This is a genomic window from Marinilactibacillus psychrotolerans (assembly GCF_900101525.1).
GTDB lineage: Bacteria > Bacillota > Bacilli > Lactobacillales > Carnobacteriaceae_A > Marinilactibacillus > Marinilactibacillus psychrotolerans.
Genome location: NZ_FMZD01000007.1, coordinates 38968 through 58975, shown reverse-complemented (window position 1 = coordinate 58975; position 20008 = coordinate 38968). Strand labels below are relative to the sequence as shown.

The 20008-nt window shown below is 35.8% G+C and carries 24 protein-coding genes; 1 reads left to right on the top strand and 23 read right to left on the bottom strand.

The features are described 5' to 3' along the window. The 18 genes from BLT22_RS05280 to BLT22_RS05195 all read right to left on the bottom strand — a co-directional run bounded on the left by BLT22_RS05280 (position 1) and on the right by BLT22_RS05195 (position 15894). On the bottom strand, positions 1-264 hold the full coding sequence (locus BLT22_RS05280) for a holin (protein ID WP_091761387.1): 264 nt from the start codon (positions 262-264) through the stop codon (positions 1-3). Further along, positions 245-649 carry a hypothetical protein gene (locus tag BLT22_RS05275; protein ID WP_143020629.1) on the bottom strand — a complete coding sequence of 135 codons (405 nt, stop codon included), beginning with the start codon at positions 647-649 and terminating at the stop codon, positions 245-247. Before BLT22_RS05275 ends, BLT22_RS05280 begins: the two co-directional genes overlap by 20 nt. After that, positions 646-1023, bottom strand: coding sequence for a hypothetical protein (locus tag BLT22_RS05270; RefSeq protein WP_091761383.1), 378 nt, complete (start codon positions 1021-1023; stop codon positions 646-648). Before BLT22_RS05270 ends, BLT22_RS05275 begins: the two co-directional genes overlap by 4 nt. Before the next feature lie 38 nt (positions 1024-1061). Further along, positions 1062-1322: a hypothetical protein gene (locus BLT22_RS05265; protein ID WP_091761381.1), complete on the bottom strand. Its 261-nt coding sequence runs from the start codon at positions 1320-1322 to the stop codon at positions 1062-1064. Next, the gene (locus tag BLT22_RS05260; protein ID WP_091761379.1) at positions 1322-1618 is read right to left on the bottom strand and encodes a hypothetical protein; all 297 of its coding nucleotides are present in this window, start codon (positions 1616-1618) and stop codon (positions 1322-1324) included. The genes BLT22_RS05265 and BLT22_RS05260 overlap by 1 nt, the downstream gene beginning before the upstream one ends. After that, positions 1618-4860 carry a phage tail spike protein gene (locus BLT22_RS05255; RefSeq protein WP_176935346.1) on the bottom strand — a complete coding sequence of 1081 codons (3243 nt, stop codon included), beginning with the start codon at positions 4858-4860 and terminating at the stop codon, positions 1618-1620. Before BLT22_RS05255 ends, BLT22_RS05260 begins: the two co-directional genes overlap by 1 nt. Next, positions 4857-5579, bottom strand: a complete 723-nt coding sequence (locus BLT22_RS05250; protein WP_256333879.1) for a distal tail protein Dit — start codon at positions 5577-5579, stop codon at positions 4857-4859. The genes BLT22_RS05255 and BLT22_RS05250 overlap by 4 nt, the downstream gene beginning before the upstream one ends. Continuing rightward, positions 5570-9964, bottom strand: a complete 4395-nt coding sequence (locus BLT22_RS05245) for a phage tail tape measure protein (RefSeq protein WP_091761375.1) — start codon at positions 9962-9964, stop codon at positions 5570-5572. Before BLT22_RS05245 ends, BLT22_RS05250 begins: the two co-directional genes overlap by 10 nt. Before the next feature lie 242 nt (positions 9965-10206). Next, positions 10207-10512 (bottom strand): phage tail assembly chaperone G, encoded by a 306-nt coding sequence (gene gpG, locus BLT22_RS05240; protein ID WP_091761373.1) that lies wholly within the window; start codon positions 10510-10512, stop codon positions 10207-10209. A 45-nt stretch (positions 10513-10557) separates the two neighbouring features. Continuing rightward, positions 10558-11154: a major tail protein gene (locus BLT22_RS05235; protein ID WP_091761370.1), complete on the bottom strand. Its 597-nt coding sequence runs from the start codon at positions 11152-11154 to the stop codon at positions 10558-10560. A 13-nt stretch (positions 11155-11167) separates the two neighbouring features. Continuing rightward, complete coding sequence (locus BLT22_RS05230) at positions 11168-11560, bottom strand: hypothetical protein (RefSeq protein ID WP_091761368.1); 393 nt, start codon at positions 11558-11560, stop codon at positions 11168-11170. After that, on the bottom strand, positions 11557-11961 hold the full coding sequence (locus BLT22_RS05225) for an HK97 gp10 family phage protein (protein WP_091761366.1): 405 nt from the start codon (positions 11959-11961) through the stop codon (positions 11557-11559). Before BLT22_RS05225 ends, BLT22_RS05230 begins: the two co-directional genes overlap by 4 nt. Continuing rightward, positions 11958-12326, bottom strand: a complete 369-nt coding sequence (locus BLT22_RS05220) for a hypothetical protein (protein ID WP_091761364.1) — start codon at positions 12324-12326, stop codon at positions 11958-11960. The genes BLT22_RS05225 and BLT22_RS05220 overlap by 4 nt, the downstream gene beginning before the upstream one ends. Further along, positions 12304-12618, bottom strand: a complete 315-nt coding sequence (locus tag BLT22_RS05215) for a hypothetical protein (protein ID WP_091761362.1) — start codon at positions 12616-12618, stop codon at positions 12304-12306. Before BLT22_RS05215 ends, BLT22_RS05220 begins: the two co-directional genes overlap by 23 nt. Positions 12619-12628: 10 nt before the next feature. Beyond that, positions 12629-12808, bottom strand: coding sequence for a hypothetical protein (locus BLT22_RS05210; RefSeq protein WP_091761359.1), 180 nt, complete (start codon positions 12806-12808; stop codon positions 12629-12631). Positions 12809-12830: 22 nt separating this feature from the next. Further along, the gene (locus tag BLT22_RS05205) at positions 12831-13982 is read right to left on the bottom strand and encodes a phage major capsid protein (protein WP_091761357.1); all 1152 of its coding nucleotides are present in this window, start codon (positions 13980-13982) and stop codon (positions 12831-12833) included. Positions 13983-14003: 21 nt separating this feature from the next. Continuing rightward, the gene (locus BLT22_RS05200; protein WP_091761506.1) at positions 14004-14738 is read right to left on the bottom strand and encodes a head maturation protease, ClpP-related; all 735 of its coding nucleotides are present in this window, start codon (positions 14736-14738) and stop codon (positions 14004-14006) included. Beyond that, complete coding sequence (locus tag BLT22_RS05195; protein WP_176935344.1) at positions 14722-15894, bottom strand: phage portal protein; 1173 nt, start codon at positions 15892-15894, stop codon at positions 14722-14724. The genes BLT22_RS05200 and BLT22_RS05195 overlap by 17 nt, the downstream gene beginning before the upstream one ends. A 391-nt stretch (positions 15895-16285) precedes the next feature. On the opposite strand from BLT22_RS05195, the gene BLT22_RS05185 reads away from it, so the two are divergent. After that, positions 16286-16561: a hypothetical protein gene (locus BLT22_RS05185; RefSeq protein ID WP_091761353.1), complete on the top strand. Its 276-nt coding sequence runs from the start codon at positions 16286-16288 to the stop codon at positions 16559-16561. Positions 16562-16596: 35 nt separating this feature from the next. Here BLT22_RS05185 and BLT22_RS05180 read toward each other — a convergent pair whose 3' ends face one another. From BLT22_RS05180 to BLT22_RS05160, 5 genes are all read right to left on the bottom strand, one after another. Further along, the gene (locus BLT22_RS05180) at positions 16597-18276 is read right to left on the bottom strand and encodes a terminase TerL endonuclease subunit (RefSeq protein WP_091761351.1); all 1680 of its coding nucleotides are present in this window, start codon (positions 18274-18276) and stop codon (positions 16597-16599) included. Then, complete coding sequence (locus BLT22_RS05175; protein WP_091761349.1) at positions 18273-18587, bottom strand: P27 family phage terminase small subunit; 315 nt, start codon at positions 18585-18587, stop codon at positions 18273-18275. The genes BLT22_RS05180 and BLT22_RS05175 overlap by 4 nt, the downstream gene beginning before the upstream one ends. Positions 18588-18867: 280 nt before the next feature. Further along, on the bottom strand, positions 18868-19200 hold the full coding sequence (locus BLT22_RS05170) for an HNH endonuclease (protein ID WP_091761347.1): 333 nt from the start codon (positions 19198-19200) through the stop codon (positions 18868-18870). 12 nt (positions 19201-19212) lie between these two features. Continuing rightward, positions 19213-19509: a hypothetical protein gene (locus BLT22_RS05165; protein ID WP_091761345.1), complete on the bottom strand. Its 297-nt coding sequence runs from the start codon at positions 19507-19509 to the stop codon at positions 19213-19215. A gap of 140 nt (positions 19510-19649) precedes the next feature. Continuing rightward, positions 19650-19952: a hypothetical protein gene (locus BLT22_RS05160; RefSeq protein ID WP_244945726.1), complete on the bottom strand. Its 303-nt coding sequence runs from the start codon at positions 19950-19952 to the stop codon at positions 19650-19652. Positions 19953-20008: the final 56 nt, after the last annotated feature.

The window sequence follows — 20008 nt, the reverse complement described above, 5'->3', positions numbered from 1 at the left end:
TTATTTTCCGCCTTTCGTATTGACTACCAAGTCATACAATCCACTTGCGGCTGCTCCTGATAAAAATCCAGCTAATCCGTAGATAAAATAGTCTGCTCCCATCGCTACAGCAAAGATAATTCCTACTACAGTACCAGCTACTACAGATACATGAGGTAGCCATTTATTATTAATTTCTGACTGTTTAATTAGTTGGATTACAATTCCGATAATCGGAGCCATTACAAACGCTATTCCTACTGCTTCATTCATTAAGTTTTCCATTGTTCATTTCTCCTTTTAAAGTGTTTTTTAATCCGTGGATTAAGTCGTCTTTCTCTTCGATTACATCATTCAACCGTTCGATTTCTTCGTCTTTTCTTTCTATTTCTTCATCTTTTAAATCTATTTGGTGTTTATAAAAATTTTCCTTCTTTTCGTTTTCTTCCTTCATTAGATTAACTTCTTGTCTTACGGTTTTTAACTCTTCTCTTAACTCGTTAACTTGGTTTCTTAAATCTTCGTTCATTGATTTATATTGATCGTAAAGGCTATTTGCGTTCTCTATATTCGTTTTCGTTAGTGTGGTTTTGTTCGTCCATCTACCTACTAAAATAGTTCCAGATATCGAAATAACTGCCACAAAAACAGGTATAAATATCTCCATCAATCTAACAACTCCTTAAGTGCTATTCCAAAGCATAAAATCACAATGAGATAGCAATAAGCATAAAGGGTATTGCTGACGGGAGACATAAGAAACCCTGTACCAAACAACGCCCATAGACCTGTTAACATGGATATTGATATCACTCTCAAGTTTTTAAGATTGTAGAATATAGATAGAATTTTTGAAGAAGCACTAATGATAAATAATGTTGCGAAAACGCCATTACTAAATATTTTTCCAATCAAATCATATAGTTCATACGTATTTATAAATTGTGGATTTAAAAACATAATAAATCCGAAATATATAGAAAAAAGCGAGACAGCAAGCGCATCCCACTTTTTTAAAATTATGATTAGTTGATTGTATTTCATGGCTCATCTCCTTTCTGGGTAAATATAAAGAAACAAGCTTATTCGCTCGTCTCCTCCGCTTGTTTAGCTGCTAGCCTGTCTTCTGTCTCCCAAACTAAATTTTGAAACTCTCGTTGGTCATTTCGTACTTGTGTTTTGTTCGCTTCGTATAGATCGACATTTCGTATCCTAATCGTAACGCTATTTCCAGACCCAGATACGTTTTCTACTGTAACATTACAACTAAAGCTTACCGCTGTTTCTTCTCCTATTTTTGATTCTGCTTGTAAGGTTGCACTTTCTTGTATATTTGCCAACATTATTTATCCTCTCCTTTTAGTATTGGTTGTAGTGCTGATAATTGTCTTATAGATAATTCTAAATTCTCTAGGTCACTCTCTTCAAAGGTCTCAAACGATACTTCTTGTTCTTCATTAATGATTTCTGTACGTTCTTCTTCGTCGTCTACATCCTTTAAAGTTTCAGACACTACTTTCAATTTATTCTCTAGTTCGACCTTCAACTTAAACAACTTAAATTTTAACTTACCTTTGATTGGTTGATCTAGTAATTCCATTAACACACCATTAATATTAGCTATTTCATAGTTTTTCATTATCGTTCTCCTTTTAATAATTTGAGTTCTGCTTCTAACACTTCGATTCTTTCTTCATTTGATCCAGCTTTTAAATAGGCTTTGCTTGCTAACTTAGTTAAATTTTCGATTTTAATATTGTGGTCTGCAACAACAGGAACCAATGGAATCCATAAACGATCATAGTAGATTCCTTCTATTTCTCCATCCACATAATCTACGAAATTTGTTAGTCCAGCTTCAGCGACTTCTTCCGCAATTAACCCATAATATCTATTTAAGGGATTTACGGAAGATTTCATTTCTGCTTTGTCATACCATGACTTGATTTCTAATGACATAATCGATTTACCTAAATCGAGTTGGTTAGTGACAGTTTTAATGTCATCTTTATATTTACGTGCTGATACCGAAGTTCTTATGTCTCCTGAACTCGATATCGAAACATTCGCTCCTGATGAGGTTGTTGCTTCTCTTATTGCGGTAGAACGAACATAACGACCACCACTTGAATATTTTCCTAACAGAAAATCTCCTAAATCCGTTCGATAAGCATTCAACTCAAGAACATCATAAGCGTTATTGGCATCTACATTTCGTGCGGCGATAGTATTGCCTTCAGTAGAAAGTGTACGATAAAAAGAAACTGCATCTGAGTAAACTGAAAACGCACGACTTCCCCAAGCAGAAAAATGCATGAATCCAGGAACAGACCATTCCATCCCATCCGATACTGGACCTAAACGTTTAATAAAAGCACCGTTATTCAATTGGATACCATCAACGCCAAAAAATATGTCGCCATCCGGTGTAAACACACTCAACCCGGAAAAGTTAGCTTGTATGCCCATAGTTCCGCCGTTTTGTAAAATCAATCCGTTACGAGGGGATAAAGCTCCTTCGTAAAGCCCTTGAGATAACAACATACTTCCTTGTTCAAGAAATACTTGCGCAAGTTCTCCGTTTAACTGTCCTTCGTTATAAATCGAACCAGATTCAATGATGGTTTTAGTGTTTGTTCCGGTTGTAATCAATCCCGCAGAACTGATTTGAACCGAGCTCGTTATATCATTCCAGTATGATTGAATAAACTCAGAGCGATTACCTACAATATTATCAACGTTGATATTGATAATATTCGCTACATTACCATCAATCTTACTAATTTTCGCACTGTCTATTGAAGCATTTTCAATTACTGCCCCAGGGATGAACGTCTGAGTTGCATCAATTACAACTTTATTTGCGCTCAACATAATTCGGTCATTAGCATCAAATAAGATATTGCGTGAGTCGATTAATAATTGGCTGTATACGTCGCCTTTTTGCACACGAGCTAATACATTTTCGTTTGTTACTGATAATTGAGCTTCTAACCCATCTACATCATTGGACAAGACTTGAAATCCATTCGCAATAGTCGTCACTCGTGTTTCCAATCCATTCACAGGATCGCTGACGGTCGATTGCAGACCAGCTATGGTTTGTTCAGTCAAACTTAATTGTCCAGTAGAAGGATCAAATGCTGTATTTCTAAAGCCATCAAGGAATTGTTCAGCTAACGTTAAACGTCCGTCAGATCCAGTAACACTTGTTTCAAAATTTTCAAAGGTTTGAGTCCACTGTGTTTGAACAAAATCAAAATCTCCATCCAAATCATTTATTCGGCTAACTGTAGTCTGCAAAGTGCCTTCTATATCATCAATATCTAAGTTAACACTGATAATTGAACTTTCCATATTGTCGATCAAACTAGCGTTGCCTATTGCCTGTTGCATTGCGTTATAAGCGTTAGACTCTGCTTGTTCGCTCAAAGTCTTAACGTTACCAAATGCTGTATTTAAGTCAGTAAATCCGCTGTTAGCGATCGTTTGTTGTAGTTGGTCATATGAGTAATCAACATCCAATTTCATATCATCGATTTGATCTTTTTGTTCAGAGATTAATTGAGCGTTTTGATCACTTAATCTTGGGTCACTTACTACACGCCAAATAACACCATCCCAAACTTTAGAGATCGTGTACTGTCCGTCTTCCATAAACCATCTATCGCCGACTTTAGTTGCAGTTGGTTCATCTGGTCCAAAGAAAACCATATTCACACCATTAGCTGCAACCATTGAAACGTTACGAGCATCTTGTGCTTCTTTTCTTGCTTCAGATATTTGTTTACCAATTGTATTGATCCGATCAGAAAGACTTGCTCTAACTTTTCCGACTTCAATCTCGTCGTACCGTTCTAAGTTAACATTCCAAACAGTTCTTACTATTTTTGCTGTGGTATTGATATCAAAATCTGCGAAATAGATTTTCACTTCATCAAAAACATTTAGCTTTTCAACTTCTGCATATTCTTTATAGTCAAGAGTTTTAGATAGGTCTAAGTGAGTCAGTCTAATCGATACTTCTGGAACACCTATATCGTTATTTTCAATATAAGAAGTAGCCAACTGATTTAACATTGTTGCGGTTGGTTTTGTATCATCCTCTACCTCTAAAGTAAAATCTACTGGTAAAACCTTATGATGAGGATACTTATCAGCGTGTTCGCTATGAATCACGCTACCTTCGATAATATGCTCTGCGCCTTCCTTGTCTCTCCAGACAGCATAAGGATAAACTGAGGTAAATGTATTCATAATGTTTTCTTCTTGCTCCAGGTCGACTAAATTACGACCGTAGGCAATCATAGCGTTGGCTTGTCTGCCTCGCTTCTTAAACAACGATATATGGTAATTGTCAAACTTGTATTCGCCACCCCAAGTATCAAGAATAGATCCTTCTACACCACCTAATGCTTGTTTCAAGTTTTTAAACTCTTTAATTGATAAGGTAGTACTATTTGTGGTCGTGATATCACTGCTCATTGTAAATGGCTTGAATGTACCTAATCCATTGCTTTGAGCTTGTTGGAGAGCTGTCTGAGCGCTACCTGATAACGTCACATTTGCAGGTAATGCAATATCTAACGCTTGATTAGAAATATGTTCTGCATAAACAGATACATATCCTTGTTTCATAGACTTCACAACTCGTTTAATTTCGAATCGTTGATCTTTTAATTCATGACCAGCATCAGATTTTATCAAGTTACCATTCTTTAATTGGTTAAATAATCTACCAGTAGTTGGATAATCTAACTCAAGATAAAACTCACCATTCCCTACTTCGGTAACTTTCGGATCTTTAGCTTCTGTTAATGGACCAAGTCCTTGATTAAAGAAGTCAGTTGTTGTACTTTCATATAAAATGACATTGCTCAAGGTAGTAACGCCTCCCAGCGAGGAATCATTGAAACGGATTCTGCACCAGTCCATGACAATGTAAATTCTCCAACAGGCATTTTAGGAAGTGGATACGTATAGAGTTTAGTCCACTCTGGAATACGACCATTGATGTTGACCACTGTATCAGCCAAGACATCAATAATTATTCCAGTGTCAACTCCTTGCAGATTAATGATTTCTTCACCAACGGTTAAGGTCATATCCCCACTACCTAATAGCTTAAATAAAGGACGAGCTGGGCGTGATCCGATATTATTCAATGTCTGGCCATTTGTTAATTGTATTTCTGTTAATCCAGATTGATAAAATTTATAAGGCTTTAATCTAAAATTGATAATTGTTTTTGAATACTCTTGTAATGTTTTCTTTATATCATATTGTTCATAATGTAACGCTTGGTAAACGAAATTAGGATTATCAGAAAAGGTCAAGTCGTGCCATCCTACGTTCGTTTTCAACCAATTAGATACTTCATCTGCTGACTGATTTAAATTCGTCACAGAGTCAAAGAAAACGGGAATTTCACGAGCTAGCCCCTTATATCGTTTGTTGTCTGTTGCAATATCTCCATCCACACCTGATATTTCTTCTAATGTTACATCATACTCTGGACTAACTAACGAAAACTCTGGATCAATCATTAATCCAAAGTCTGTAGATTTCTTCCCTTTATATTCAAAATAAGCTAACCCGATGATAAACTCCCCCTTTCTTGGATTTGTGTTAGAAATGCAAGCTGTTGACTGATTTCTCTTGGATCCATGTCTCCGTAACTCTCAAAATTCATTTCTATTTTAGGTTGCTGACGACTAATTACATTCAACATTTGTCTTAGTAAAGTTTCTAAGCCGCTAAAATCATTATTTACATTAATTGATTGATTTTGTTGCGTAGCTTCTCTAACACGATTCAGATTCTGTATTACAGTAGAATCTTTAGGAATCCCCACACCATTTGCATATTGAGGAATACCAGGAAACATTTTCTCCGTTAATGAAGCTTTAAATACTTTTGAACCTGTTGGTAAATCTCCTAACAATACGTTACGTCCAGAAGGAATGAAGGCTTTACCATTAGGTAACGAAACCATTTCTCGGAATTTAGAACCAACTTGATCATTTACAATTGCCGGACCGCCAGGATGATAATTTGTACCTTTTTCATAGCCAAGAAAACCTTTGACTGCATTACCAACCGTTTTGAATACAGTGGTAAAAGTTTTCGTTCCTGACCTGATGCTGCCCCATGTGTTCTTAGTTCTCTGTAATGAATTCCTTGTATTTGGAGCATTCGTATTTACGTTTAAATTTTTAGCTGATCCAGGAGAAAAGTATTTATAATCCGTTAAAGAATTAATCGCGTTTTCTGTTGGAGTAACTGCCTTAGAATTATTAACTTTTAGTTCTTTCTCAAACTCTGGAAGTCTTTTCCAATCATTGTAGTCCTGTTCAGACCTTAATACTTTATTTAATAAGTCAGTGTTATTACCTAATATTTTCTTATCTTTTTCAGGTAACCCTAACCATCTGTTATACTCCGTTTCAGAGTTTAAAACAGTATTTAGTAAGTCAGAATTTTCTCCAAGAAACTTTTTATCTTTTTCAGGCAGACCTAGCCAACGATTATAATTAACTTCAGACTGAGTAACTGCAGATAACAGATCAGCGTTATCTCCAAGAATGGCTTTTTGTTCATCCGGCAACTCTTTAAACCGATTTAATGATTCTTCAGAAGCAAATATTTTAGACAATAGATCGTAGTTATTCCCTAAAATTTCTTTTGTATCAGGATTTACTTCTTTCCAAATGGCCATCTTTTCTTCTGATTCCATAATCGACTGAATGAATCCGTAATTGTCCGCATTTATATCTTTTATTTCCGGTTCGTATTCATCCCACAAACCAAGATAGCCAAGCGCTTCTGTCATTTTTTCTGGTGAGTTAGAGTACATTAAAGCTTTTTGTTCTTCTAACTCCATCTCATTCCATTTGCCGCTGTCTTCGAGGGAACGAATAATCGTTTCAGAAAATTCATCATTGATGATTGCAGATTTCTCTTCCCAAGACATCCCTTCCCACCATCCGTTTTGAATAGCGGCTTCTCCAATAATCTGTTTAGCGTTAGAATCAAGGTCGGCATTTTTCAATTGGAAACGAATGTGATTCCAGTTTTCTGATTCTTTTGAAGCTTCAATAACTTCTTCTCTAACGTTAGTTTTAACTTCCCCTGTTTTAGGATCTAGAACAATACTATTCCATGTTTCAGCTCCAGTTTCTGCTTCGTCAGCAGTCCAAGAAAGAATTTCAGCATTCTTTTCAGCACTTTCTGCTAATTGGTCAGATAGGGATTTTGCAGAATTGATAATTTCATTATTTTTCTTTAGCTGTGCATCTCCCATTTCTCCCATTGAGGCAATAGTCTGTCCATTTGTCAAAGAAATTTCCTTTGCAATTTCAGGGTACTTTTCAGCAATTATAGCTAGTTGTTGATCGATACCTTGAGTAGTTGCTTCATTCGCTTTTTCCCATACTTTTTCTTGTTCTGCAATAGCTTCATCGCTGTAACCCAACTCTTTAAGCGCGGCTAGATAGTCTTCTTTTTGTTCATTATAGTGTTTTTTCTGCTCTTGACGTTGTTCTCCTAAACTGACTGCCCAAGCCTTAGCTTGATCTTTAGTGGCGTTCTCGACGTCACCAGTCATTGCAGTTAGTATATTTTCTTTTTCTTTTTGAGAAATTTTCAAAGTGTTAATGTAAGCTTCTGATGATTCCCTATTTAAACTATTCAGAATTTTTCCTTCAGCAACCGTTAACTCTCTATTGTTGTTAGCTGCGTTTTTACGAATTTCTTCAATACGTTTATTATTTTCTTCTACAATTGCAAGGGATTCTTCTGCTTGCTTTTTGTCTTCTTCTAATAATTCATTTAGAGATTCCTTTACTGTTTCAGGAAGGTTCTTCATTAGTTCGTCTAATTTTGTAATCCGTTCTGTTAGACTAGATTGAATGGTTTCTCCAAGCTCAACAAAATTATTCGACATATCTTTTTTGTTAACATCGAATCCTTCAGCTAGCAAATTAAATTGACCTTGAGATTCGTTCGTTAGCCGTTGCATATTATCTAAGTTCTTATCGACTACCGAACCAACATCTGTGCCCCATTGTTTCGTACGTTCGGCAGAGTTGTAGGCTTCTTCGCCCCAAAGCTTCCAAGCACCATAACCAACAGCTAATAAACCACCAGCTCCTACGATTCCCCAACCGACTGGACCTAATAGTCCTAACGAAGTCGTCATTGCTCCAACGCCCTGAGGTCCTGAAGCAGTTGCTGCGGCTCCACCAAATTTCATGATATCGGTTGATCCAGTTAATAGTTGAGCACTAAACTCTTTGATCGTTTTCTTTTGAGCTAAGACTCCAAGTAATCCAATCGTTTTAGTCGTCAATCCACCAAATCCAGAAGCTACTCGACCCGTAATACTTAATAGCGGTCCAGCTGCTACCGTCATTCCGATCATTTTTAATATGGTTTTTTGCATTTCTGGATCAGCATCAGAAAAGGCTTCGGCTAATTCAGCAATTCTTTCTATAAATGGACGGGCTACTGTAATGCCATCTCTAAACGCTTCAACAAGCGGTCCACCAAATTCTATTCCAAGATCGATAACTTCATTCCGCAACATTTCAAGTTGTGCCTGGGTTGTTTCATAACGTTTTCTAGCTTCTTCAGACAATGCACTATTTTCTTCCCAAGCATTCCCTGATTGGTCTAACGCTTTCCCAAGTAATTCACTGTTACCAGCTAATCGTAGTAAAGTATCAGATTCACGAATTCCTTTGATTCCAAGATCACCTAAAACGCCATTTAAGTTTTCTCCGTCATCGCTAGCACGTTGAAGTCCTTCAACAAACGCTTGTAATGCGCGAGCTGGATCTTTTTCAAATGCTTCAGCAAATTCTCCAGCAGTCATTCCTGCAACGTCAGCAAATCCTTCTAAATCTTTACCGCCTTCAGAAACAGCATTCTGCATTTTCTTCATGGCCATCGTCATTGCAGTACCACCAGCTTCAGCTTCAATTCCTACTGAACTCATAGCAGCTGCTATTCCAACAATATCCGCTTCAGATAAGCCGACTTGTTTACCAATCCCACTCAATCTTAAAGCTAATTCAGTAATTTCAGATTCAGTCGTGGCAAAGTTATTTCCTAAATCTACAACCGTAGATCCTAACCTATCGAAATCTTTTTGCGACATACCCGTAACGTTGGCCAATCGTGCAAATGCAGTAGCGGCTTCATCAGCTGTCATGTTAGTTGATTCGCCCAAATCAATCATCGTTTTGGTAAAACCTTTAACGTTATCCGTTTGAATCCCTAACTGTCCAGCCGCTTCCGCAACGCCTGCAATTTCAGCATGTGTTGATGGTAATTCTTTGGCCAGTCCTCTGAGTCCTTCTTCTAAGTCAGCGTAGCTATAGACGACATTACCGTTAGAATCTACAACTTCATCATTTGTTTTCTTAACTCCAGTAAATGCAGACTCCCAATCCACAGCGGCTTTAACTGCTAATCCGACACCAGCAGCAATCGGCAAACTAACATGTGTGGTCATCTTATCTCCAAAATCAGACATCTGCTTACCACGTTTTGATAGAACACCGCCTAGCCTATTTAAACCACCAGTTAACCCTTCATTCTCAACTTTCCACCTAGCCATTGATCCAGCATTGTCGACTAATTGTTTGTTGTAGTTAATCAATTGTGATTCAGCATTTCTTAATTGAGCAGCAAGTTTTTCAGTTTGAGCAGTTGGTTTACCATCAACAAAAGAATTGTCATATGATTTTTTGATTCGATCAACCGACTTACGTTGTGCATTGATCACACTAGTTAACCCTCTGTGTTTAGCTTCAAACTTACCAAGCGTGTTACCAGCCAAATCAGCGGCTCTCATGCTTGCTTTCATGTCACTAGCCCAATACTTCACTTCACGCTTTGACGACTGCAGACTCTTCCCAAAATCGGTACTATCGAGTCCTAACTCAACAATCATCTTTCCTAATGGAGCAGTTGTTGCCATAATTCTCCTCCTTTCCTAAGTATTAAAAAATCACCCTAAAGACTCGACAAAGTCAAAGAGTGATACTACTTCTTGCTTATTCTGTTTTGTTTCGGTCTCATTGCATAATATCTCAATTAACAGATCATAGTCCGTTTGTAGTACATCATTTACGGAAAAACCACTTAAATTAGTAACAATTTGTCGAATCAACGAATAAATTTGTTTTTTAACTGAAGTAGCTGTAACGGTTTCTCCGTCTGCTATTTTTTTGTTTCTGGATCGATTCCCATAACAATATTGATGATACCGTCAATCTTTTCTTCAAATTGACGTACATCTAATCCTTTGAGTATAGATTCCGTAGTGACATCCTCGTCGTCAAAACATCCAGCTACAAATTCCACTTTCTTTTTAACACCATCGGTTTGACTTTTGATTTCTTCTTTTTCAAATTTTTCCTGTAAATCTAAGCCATCTAATAATTTCTGTAATGGAATAAGTGTTTGAGTATAAGTTTTCTTTTGCCCTTTATCATTTACCAGATCAATTCTGATTTCATCTGACATTACTTCATCCTCCTAATAAAAAAGAGGGAGATAGACTCCCTCACATTATCCAGCTGGCACTTCAGCTTGTACTGCCGGCGCTACTAGTTCACGTAGCGCTGTAATCGTAGTTTCATCAGCACCTACATATTTACCCATTACCTGTCCTAAAGATTCTCCATCGCGATCATCCTCAATAGGAGTAAATACATAATTCTCAGCTTCAGGAGTATAAGTTCCTTCACCGAGAGTATTAAGTGTTGTATTCTCTTTAGAAAACTTCCCTTTAAAGAATCCTAGCAAAGCTACATTCCCATTCAAATCACTTGATTCTAATAATAAAGAACAATAAGGTGGCTCTGTATCATTCCCAACAAAAGTAATTCCGCTATCAGCAAGTTTATATCCAAGCATGATGTCACTATCTTCATTTTCTAAATCTAACAATCCAAGATTAACTGATGGATTATTAGTACCACGTTGAGATACATAATAAGCTACATCTGATCCATATACTTTCACAGGCTCTGCAGATAATCCTGTAATTTCTGCAGATGTTGTAGCACCTTCATCTTGTTTTCCTTGAATAATGATTTGTTTAGTAACATTTCTATCTTTGTCAAAAATATCAATCGTTGCTTTTTTAAATCCAACTAATACCATAATTTATTTCCTCCTAATAGTCTGTATCATATAATTTTGTTAAACCTCTATAACGCCTTGCATCCACATATCTGTTAACATCTGGGAGCCATTCATCTAATCCTTCAGGTAATTGACCATATCCCAGGCTAAGCATGACTGCTTTGACTTGTTGTTGTATAACTTTCAATTCTTTTCGATCCGTACCTTGAACATCTATCTGAAAAGTGTGTTGTACGTTTAATTCCTTATCACTACCTACAACTCCTGGTAGTGGTGGTCCTAAAGGTTCAATAATCATAAACGTTTTTGTGTGGTCTTTATCTTCTACGTAAACATAATAGCCGATACGGTCAGCTGTAATCTTTTCGTTAATTAAAGAATTCTGAAGGAGTTCTTCATAAATAATCGTTAACATATCTTTCATTTAGTTAGATCCTCCAGTCTTCTTCTAACATCCAAAACATATTGTTTACCGGCCACATCAATATATTTACGAATCACACCACTTCCACGTGGAGAATATGTTTTCCCCCACCTTGTATATCCAAATTCATTTAAATGGACTAATCTGTAACGTTGTTTTGGTCCATTCCAACCAACTTTTACCGTTCGTCTACCACCTCGTTTAGAAGCACGTCCTATCACGACTTCATCAGCTGTGGCTCCAGTATCTTTGTAACTTGATACAGCTTGTGCTAATCCTTCTTTAAACTCTTCACCAGCTTCATTCAAAGCTTTGTTGGCCACTCTTGATACTTTACGTTCGCCTAACTCTGATTCCATTTTTCTAAGCAGTTCTTCAACGCCTTTGATTTCAAAACTCATGACGTCGCCCCCAATAAAATCGTGATGAATTTATTGTTCTGAAGATCTGGACGTACATCCGTGACTTCCCAATCATCATCTTGGAATCTTCGATCATGAATCGTTACTTTATGTTTATTTGTTGGCACATAGTCCATCAAAGGATCCCGAATAACAATGGTGACGCCTTTTCCAGTTCCGTTTGCCTTCATGACCTCTAAGTCTTTCATTGAAGGCTTATACACTTCTGCAGTACATTCAAATAGCTTTGCTCCACTCGACTGAGAAGGCTCTGGTCCATTGCTTTGCTTATCATAAAATGTGACAAACGTTCTCAGATCTCCCGATTCTGTTTTCGGTGGCTTATACTGTGGATTGATCGGCATCTACATCACCATCCAAATCTGTCGCATATTCCAAAGATAAATCAAAAATAATGGACTGAAAATGTTCATGAAAAAACTCCAAGCGGTCATTATAGACATACCTGGAGCGATTCAATATCAATTCAGTTGTTCGTTCATCTGTTTCTGCAGTGGATCCAACTAAAGAAAGGACATCCCGCTTTGAAGCTGCTAGGATATCCTTTAAGTCGTCATCTTCCGCAGTATGAAAGATCTTCATTCGTGCTTTAAATTTCTTGAGTAGCTCATCAGTTACTATTACTTCAACGTTCATAGGTTGTCACCTACTTTTCTTCTCCTGGTTTGTCCAAACGTTCGAAATTCAAGTCAATGTCATACTCTTTCTTTACATTTTCCTGAATTTCTTCAGCGCGTTTAATACTCATCTCAAACGGTTCATTAGCAGCAAATACCTTACCTTCTTTAATACCTTTAAATTTTATCGGACTTTTAAATTGAGCCATGTTTTATTCCTCCTATTTTATATTATCCTGCTGGTACAGTTTCAGTAGTTGTCATATCTAATGTCCAAATAGCAGACGCTTTGATATCTTTTGCTTTACCAAATGCAAATTGTTTAGCTACAAATAACTCTAAATCTTCAAGCGCTAAAGTTTGATCAAATTTATTGATTTTCACACCGCCACCGACATAGGCATCATAACGACCAGTTACAAAAGTTAATGTTTCGTTTTGAGTCATTGCTTCAGATTCGACAATATCCAAATTAAACGGCAATGCTGTAACATATACTCCGTTTTGATTTAAATGTGTATACTGTGCACGTACTTTCCAAGAATCCATTGGACTAACAACCATTACTACTTTTCCACCAACAGAAAGTGATTTCCCATTTTCTTTAGTAGAATGATACTCATAAACAGCAGTCAACTCATTAACAGTTGCTTTTGGATCAGCAAATGTCAAAGTTCCTTCTGCTGCTTTTTTAGGATAAGTTGTAACACCACCAGTGATTGTACCGTTATTGATGTCACGATCTAATCCGATTGGTTTATCTTGGCCATCACCAGTTAAAAAAGCTAATTCTAAAGCAACTGAGAAAGCTTCTTGGATTTGTAAACGTACAAATCTTTCAATCCAGGCAGGACCGAAATCACGTAAATCTTTAGGAATAACTACAAAAGCAGTTAGTTTGTTTGATATTTCTTCTTCGTCACTGAAGGCAGCATCTAATTGACCTTTGATTTCTCCAAATATTTTACCCCAAACAGCAATGCCAGTTGTCTCGGATTTCAAGAACTTCAGACGTAAACCGGCATTTTTCAAACCAATTTTTGAAAGTAGAGGGTGTTCAGTTGTCATATCTTCGAAAATCTCATCAATTGTTTCTTGAGGTAGTAACTTTTCTTCTTTATATCCTACTTCAGTAGTCACTTCGTTAAAGAATTTACGTTGTCCTGCGCTTAATTTACCATCTGCAGGTGTTCCAATTGCATACTGCTCTGCCTCTTGACGAGCTGCAATTTTTGCTTCTTCTAATACATCACTTGCTAATCCGTCGATCATAGAAGCATAGGCTTGTCCTTGTTCTTCTTCATTAGCTCCAGATTTAACAGCAGCAATAAATGCTGCCTTTGCTTCGTTGAATGTTTCCATTCCTTTTAATTTCATTGTCATTTAACTTTTTCCTCCTAATTTTTAGGTATTAAAAAAGAACCTTCCAAATGGAGATGTATTCTCCGCTTGTGGTTCTCTTTTTTCAGATTGATTAATTTTCTCAAGTACAAGATCTGCGATTTTCTCAGCATCTAAGTCTACATTGATTGCGGGCTTAGTATTCTGCATTTCTTTAACTTTTTCAATTACATTCTGTGGTATTAATCCAGCACCAGCATCAGCTACCATCAAAGGCCGTTCTTGGTTCTCGAACATGATCTCGTCCACAAATCCCAATTCTTTTGCTTCATTAGCAGTCAACCAAGTTTCTTCATCCATCTTCGCAAGAACTACTTCTTTTGAAAGACCCGTTTTAATCACGTAAGCATTAGACAAAGAGTTATTTGCCTTCTGCAAAATTTCACTAGCTTTATCCATGTCATGATAATCTCCAGCGCTCATCATAGATACATTGTGAATCATAATCTGACCAACCGGACTAATTCTAGTAGGTTTACCAGCCATTGCAATGATACTTGCTGCGCTTCCAGCCATAACAACATCAATATTCACCGGTCCGTTGTGTCCCATCAAAGCAGTATAGATTTCATTACCTGCATCAACCAGACCGCCATATGAATTAATTGAAATTTCAACTTCCTCACCGTCAACAAGTTTATCGACTACGTCGTTAGGTGAAGTAGCTTCGATTTCAAATAGATCATAGATCCATTTGTCATCATTCGAAATGATTGGACCATTAATCTTGATTTTCAGTTTCCTCACCTCCTTTCAATTCTTCTTCCCTGTAAGAATAATTCTTCGTAACGTAATGCTTATCCATCAAAGGATCGTCTACACGTTCTTTTCCAAAGTCTTCTAACACATCATTTGGACTTAACACACCTGATCCTATAATCTTGTCTATATTTGTTGCCATATCAAACATATCTGGAATCAATATACCTGTAACCTGAATCCGTACGCCATTCTTAAATTGAGTATTAGTCAATAATTTAGCGTTTAATTCATCCTGTAGCTTCTTCACTAAAGGAGCGATACATAATCTCTTGAAAGCTTTCATATTCGAATCTAAGTCTGCCATTTCTCCATGCACTAAAGCACTTGGCACTCCAACGGCACGAGAAACATCATCAATCAGTGATTTCTTCATTTTCGTAACATCTTCCAAAGATTGGTTCGATACACCCATTTTGTTTGTATATTCTTCGTACTCAAATCCGTTCATCCTAGGAACAATTGCTACTGAAGAACTTTTAAAAGACTTATAGATCTTATTAATAAAATTTTGCAGCCGTTGTGTGGTTTTTCCTTCGTCATTAGCTGAACCTTTACTCGGAACTGACACACCAGCACGGATTTGGTTATTTCTCATAGCGACTTCAAGCATACGTCCCATTAGTTCACCATAATCCTTGAATAACCCATCAGTAATTTTATTTAATTGATCATTGTTATATTGTAGATAGATTACTTCATCCATCGTAAAAGAACGTTTGAATTCATAATCATTTACGATGACTCCTTTAAATTTATCCTCGTATATGGCATATGTTTCCTTCACAAAATCATCAGCTATCAATAACTGATTATCGTCTGATAAAATAATAAGAATTTCATTATCCATCATTAATTTGTAAAAAAACTTATGCCAAAATTCTCCAGCTGAACGGCTTTTATTTGGTCGTACATTTAAAATATAATCCCAATCAGTTTTAAGCGTTTCTTTATCTTGTCTAAACTTAATCTTAGCCGTTGACATGGTTCTACCAACAAAGTCCAATACAGAATTGATAGCCATATTCTTTAGATAAGCTCGCTCTGACGTATCTTGAATTAAATCAAGATCAAACATCCAATCTATCTCAGAATTCTTAGTGAACGTGTTCTTCAGCATATCCGTTAAGCTCAATACTTATCACCTCCAATCAAGCATTAAAAATAGCCGTTAGCATGTGCTAGCGACTAAATATATTTATATACAATTGACCAGTTACTCACTGGTTGAGAGATTTGGATCACCTCCTTCCGATTTAATGTTACTCAGAGGTTCAAATATAAATTTAGGGATAACATAATACTTTAATGGACTTTCAACCTTTTTGTTTTTAATAGTAGGCTGAATCAGTATTTGATTAATTATGATTATAAAAATCCAAAATAATAATAAATCAAAAATGCTTAATTTATTATTATTTTCTATTATTGGTCTAAGGATTTTATATTGATTCACTTTATTTCCTCGCTTTCTATTGTAAACGTTTTTCACTTTGATATAATCGAAACGAAAGGAGGTGATTAAAATGTACAAACCATATTCGATTAGTTATGATTTAAACGATCCTGGACAAAAGTATGATGAAGTATTCGATATTATCAAAAACTTTGGAGCTTATATTAAACTGCAAAAGTCATTTTGGTTAGTTAGAAGTAATTTATCCCCACAAGAAATGTCAAATAAATTAAATAAAGTTCTAGATAACAATGATTCTTTGTTTATTTGCGAACTAACAAAAAATTATCAAGGGCGTGCTACCAAGAGTGAATGGGAATTTATAAGAGAATCAATTTTTAAATAGATATTTAAAAGGAAGGGACTTGTATCCTTTCCTTTTTAAAACTCAATTTCATCTAAGACATCGAAAGCATCCTCAATATTAATATTTTCAATTTCATCTATACAGTACATTCCAGCTACTAGAGCTTTAAACCCATCTGTTTTTCTTCTTACATGTTCCTTTTTAGAATATTCTTTATTTCCATCAGGTTTCGTTTTAACCAATACATTATTTGTATACCAACGCATCAAAGGGTTATCATCAAAGATCATATGATTATTTGCAAAAGCATTCTCAATCCTTGGAGCAAATAAACTATCAATTGCTCTTGGGTTTCGAATAATCACAACTTCAAAGCCTTCAGCTTCAAACATCGGTTTCAAAAGATCCATTCTAAAATTATCTGCTACGATCTTATTCACCCCATATAAATACCTCATTTCAACAAACCAATCAATAATATGTTTTGGATCCATGCTGGGTTCGTCCAATACGGTTAATAAACCTTTCTTTTCCCATTCTCTAATTGGAGCAAAGCGTTCTTTTCTTTCTTCAGTTGCTTTTCTTGAATATCCATAGTAAATATCAGCAAAATTTTTCCGAACAAAAGAATGAGTTTTAAAAATATAATCTTCCTTTTGTTTAAAGAGCAATCCACATGCTGCAAAATCTCTTAAACTGGCATAGTCCAAACATCCAATCGCTTCTCTCCCTTCAAGTTCAGGAAATGGACGATTAGTGGCCATAATTTCTTCTCGGCTTGCCACAGATCTTTCAAGATCTACTACTGGTAAGTTCATACGTTTAGTCATGAACTCTTCTCGGTTAGCAGGATCTTCTTCCAGGTCATCGTACTCTTCTAATATCGTCTCGAGCAAACCTTCCGCATAATCCGATAAAGGTTTGTGTAGCATCGGGTTTGCTAACTCCCAATTATCAGAATCATTGACCTGGTCTTCAGAATCTAAACTACACATGAATGGAAAAAGAGCATTGGGACGGCTCGTACCGTTCAATACTCTCTTAGCTTTTTCTTTTAAACTATCCAAAAATCCTTCACGAACATATCCGTCGGTTCCAGTATAGAATTCTCTTGGATTAGGCTTTTTACCTAAACCACTGATATGAACCTTAACATCTTTATTACTTTCATATCTATGAACCTCATCAAAGGCAACTGCTCCATCTCTAAGACCATCTTTTGTATCTCCATTTGAAGTTCTAAACTTGATCTTGCTATCCGTTTTTTTAGAAGTAATAACTGTTTTACCATATTCAAAGGCTTTTTGTAATGTCTTATTACGTTTTACCGTATTGTAGATTTCTTCAAAACTCGTTTTTGCCTGATCCTCAGAGTTGGCAACAATAGAGATATGGTATTCACGAATCCCATGCAATTCAGTCTGTAAAAAGTTGAGCACTACTGAAAGTAACCCATTTTTACCACCTCCACGACCAAAGAACCAAAAGTGTTTACGATAGAATGGTCGGTTGTTTTTTTTGAAAAATAAAAAGACAAATGCAATCAAAAATTTCTGAAACGGATTAAGCGGAAAAAACCACTTCTCACCATAAGAGATGCAATCATCAATCATCTTGTCATTAAAGTAAATATCATCCCGAATTAAAATATATTTTTCTAAGTATTCTACTAATTCGATTCGTTCTTTATTAAATTTAATTTCACCAGTTTTATATTGCTGAATATAGAAGTCAACGTATTTTTGATAAATCATGTTAAATCACTTTCACTATAATCATCTTCATTACTTGTAATTGTTTTGGATAGTTCATCCAGACTTAAATCTTTTCCAAGAGCGATTAATGCACGATTTATTTTAACTTTTTCAGCAATTGCAGGGTTCGGTTTAATAAATTTTTGCGATCCATTTTCAATCGGAACCATTGCACCATACTTTGTAATAGCAGAATTCATTTTCTTGTAAAGTCTTACTAGATCAAGATATCTTTCAACTTTTTCAACTTCCATCTGATCATTTATATCTATTTGTTTTAGCAGCTGTTTCTTCAATTCGGATTGCTTCATCTCACCTACACCCCCCCTAGTAAAAAAATTAACGCATATATCTGGACGATTAACCCTATCCACCGGTTTCCAAAATCAGTTTAAACATTGAAAGTTTTCGACGGGGGGTCTTATATAAATTTATTTTAGTAAACTGAAGGACATTCAATCTCGAATCTTTCAAAACTCTCATTAGCATACCGCTTGGCATCTTCATACTTACGAAAAACTTTAACTAGTCTCCTTGAATCTTGTAGAGACATATCTTCTGTTGTTAATATGAATTCATATAGTATATAAACTACCACCATTCATCATTCCATTTCTTTTGTCGTTTAGATTCTTTGAAATTGAATCGCTTATGTCGTTTGTTATGACAGTCTTTGCATAATGTTCTTAAGTTACTAGGCTCCAAAGATAACTCAGGATAATCTTTCAATTCTTTAATGTGATCAATTTCCAAGATGACTGGCTTACCTTCTTTAGTTATGTCACCTTTGATCTTTACATCTCCATCTTCTTTACACCACTGACATTCAAAGTTATCTCTTTCCAATATAATTGGTCGTAAATCTCTCCATTCTTGAGAGTTGTAAAAGATCCGACGTTCTAACTTACTTAACTGATGTTGCATTATAAATCAGCCTTACTTAATCTTCTCATGATACGTACTTAGTAATGCACGCTGCACTTGAAAGATTCCTTCAGGCCCTAACTGAGTCACATTGATGCTAAGTTTCTCTTTCATAAACTCTTTATTATGTTTCGCGTTCAATGTTTCTTTCATAATGTAGTAATTGATTGATGCAACTTCATCAACAGTTAATCCAGTCAATGAGATAATGTTTAAGATTAGTCCTGCTATCTCATCAATGTTTTTGTTCTCTCGAATCTTTTGTAATGGTGAAAGTATTTGTTCGTTATTGATAGAGTCATCAGACATTTGATCATCTCCTTTTAAGTAAACAAAAAAGAGAACAGATATATGATCTGCTCTCTCTTGCGATTTATTACGTTATCAATATAAAACATCTAAAGCAACAAAAACATACACTCAATGACATAACAATTTTCTAACATACATTATTTCATTTGATTCAATTTGAATTTGTAAGCTTCATACTCTTCTAGGAACTCAAGTCTTCTTCTTAACTCAGCATGTTTTTGTCTAATGTACCCTGGTGAATAACTGAGTTCTTCTGATATCGATTCTAAAGATTTTCCTTCAATGTACTTTAATTTCAATATCTTATGTTCTATTCCTTTAAAGGTATCAACTACTAATACTAATGATTCTTTTAATTGTTCTTGTTCAGTTAATTGTTCTTCAAGTTCTTCAATTACTTTTTCTAACTTTGATCCGTCAGAATCCTTTGTAAGCATCACGTCAGTAAGATCACCTTCGACCCACCTAAACAACTCTTTTTTTGATTTATTTATAT

Bases quoted from the DNA above. Each gene is read 5' to 3' on its own strand.
- BLT22_RS05280 (WP_091761387.1), bottom strand. From the start codon at position 264: ATGGAAAACTTAATGAATGAAGCAGTAGGAATAGCGTTTGTAATGGCT.
- BLT22_RS05270 (WP_091761383.1), bottom strand. From the start codon at position 1,023: ATGAAATACAATCAACTAATCATAATTTTAAAAAAGTGGGATGCGCTT.
- BLT22_RS05265 (WP_091761381.1), bottom strand. From the start codon at position 1,322: ATGTTGGCAAATATACAAGAAAGTGCAACCTTACAAGCAGAATCAAAA.
- BLT22_RS05260 (WP_091761379.1), bottom strand. From the start codon at position 1,618: ATGAAAAACTATGAAATAGCTAATATTAATGGTGTGTTAATGGAATTA.
- BLT22_RS05245 (WP_091761375.1), bottom strand. From the start codon at position 9,964: ATGGCAACAACTGCTCCATTAGGAAAGATGATTGTTGAGTTAGGACTC.
- gpG (WP_091761373.1), bottom strand. From the start codon at position 10,512: ATGTCAGATGAAATCAGAATTGATCTGGTAAATGATAAAGGGCAAAAG.
- BLT22_RS05235 (WP_091761370.1), bottom strand. From the start codon at position 11,154: ATGGTATTAGTTGGATTTAAAAAAGCAACGATTGATATTTTTGACAAA.
- BLT22_RS05230 (WP_091761368.1), bottom strand. From the start codon at position 11,560: ATGAAAGATATGTTAACGATTATTTATGAAGAACTCCTTCAGAATTCT.
- BLT22_RS05225 (WP_091761366.1), bottom strand. From the start codon at position 11,961: ATGAGTTTTGAAATCAAAGGCGTTGAAGAACTGCTTAGAAAAATGGAA.
- BLT22_RS05220 (WP_091761364.1), bottom strand. From the start codon at position 12,326: ATGCCGATCAATCCACAGTATAAGCCACCGAAAACAGAATCGGGAGAT.
- BLT22_RS05215 (WP_091761362.1), bottom strand. From the start codon at position 12,618: ATGAACGTTGAAGTAATAGTAACTGATGAGCTACTCAAGAAATTTAAA.
- BLT22_RS05210 (WP_091761359.1), bottom strand. From the start codon at position 12,808: ATGGCTCAATTTAAAAGTCCGATAAAATTTAAAGGTATTAAAGAAGGT.
- BLT22_RS05205 (WP_091761357.1), bottom strand. From the start codon at position 13,982: ATGACAATGAAATTAAAAGGAATGGAAACATTCAACGAAGCAAAGGCA.
- BLT22_RS05185 (WP_091761353.1), top strand. From the start codon at position 16,286: ATGTACAAACCATATTCGATTAGTTATGATTTAAACGATCCTGGACAA.
- BLT22_RS05180 (WP_091761351.1), bottom strand. From the start codon at position 18,276: ATGATTTATCAAAAATACGTTGACTTCTATATTCAGCAATATAAAACT.
- BLT22_RS05175 (WP_091761349.1), bottom strand. From the start codon at position 18,587: ATGAAGCAATCCGAATTGAAGAAACAGCTGCTAAAACAAATAGATATA.
- BLT22_RS05170 (WP_091761347.1), bottom strand. From the start codon at position 19,200: ATGCAACATCAGTTAAGTAAGTTAGAACGTCGGATCTTTTACAACTCT.
- BLT22_RS05165 (WP_091761345.1), bottom strand. From the start codon at position 19,509: ATGTCTGATGACTCTATCAATAACGAACAAATACTTTCACCATTACAA.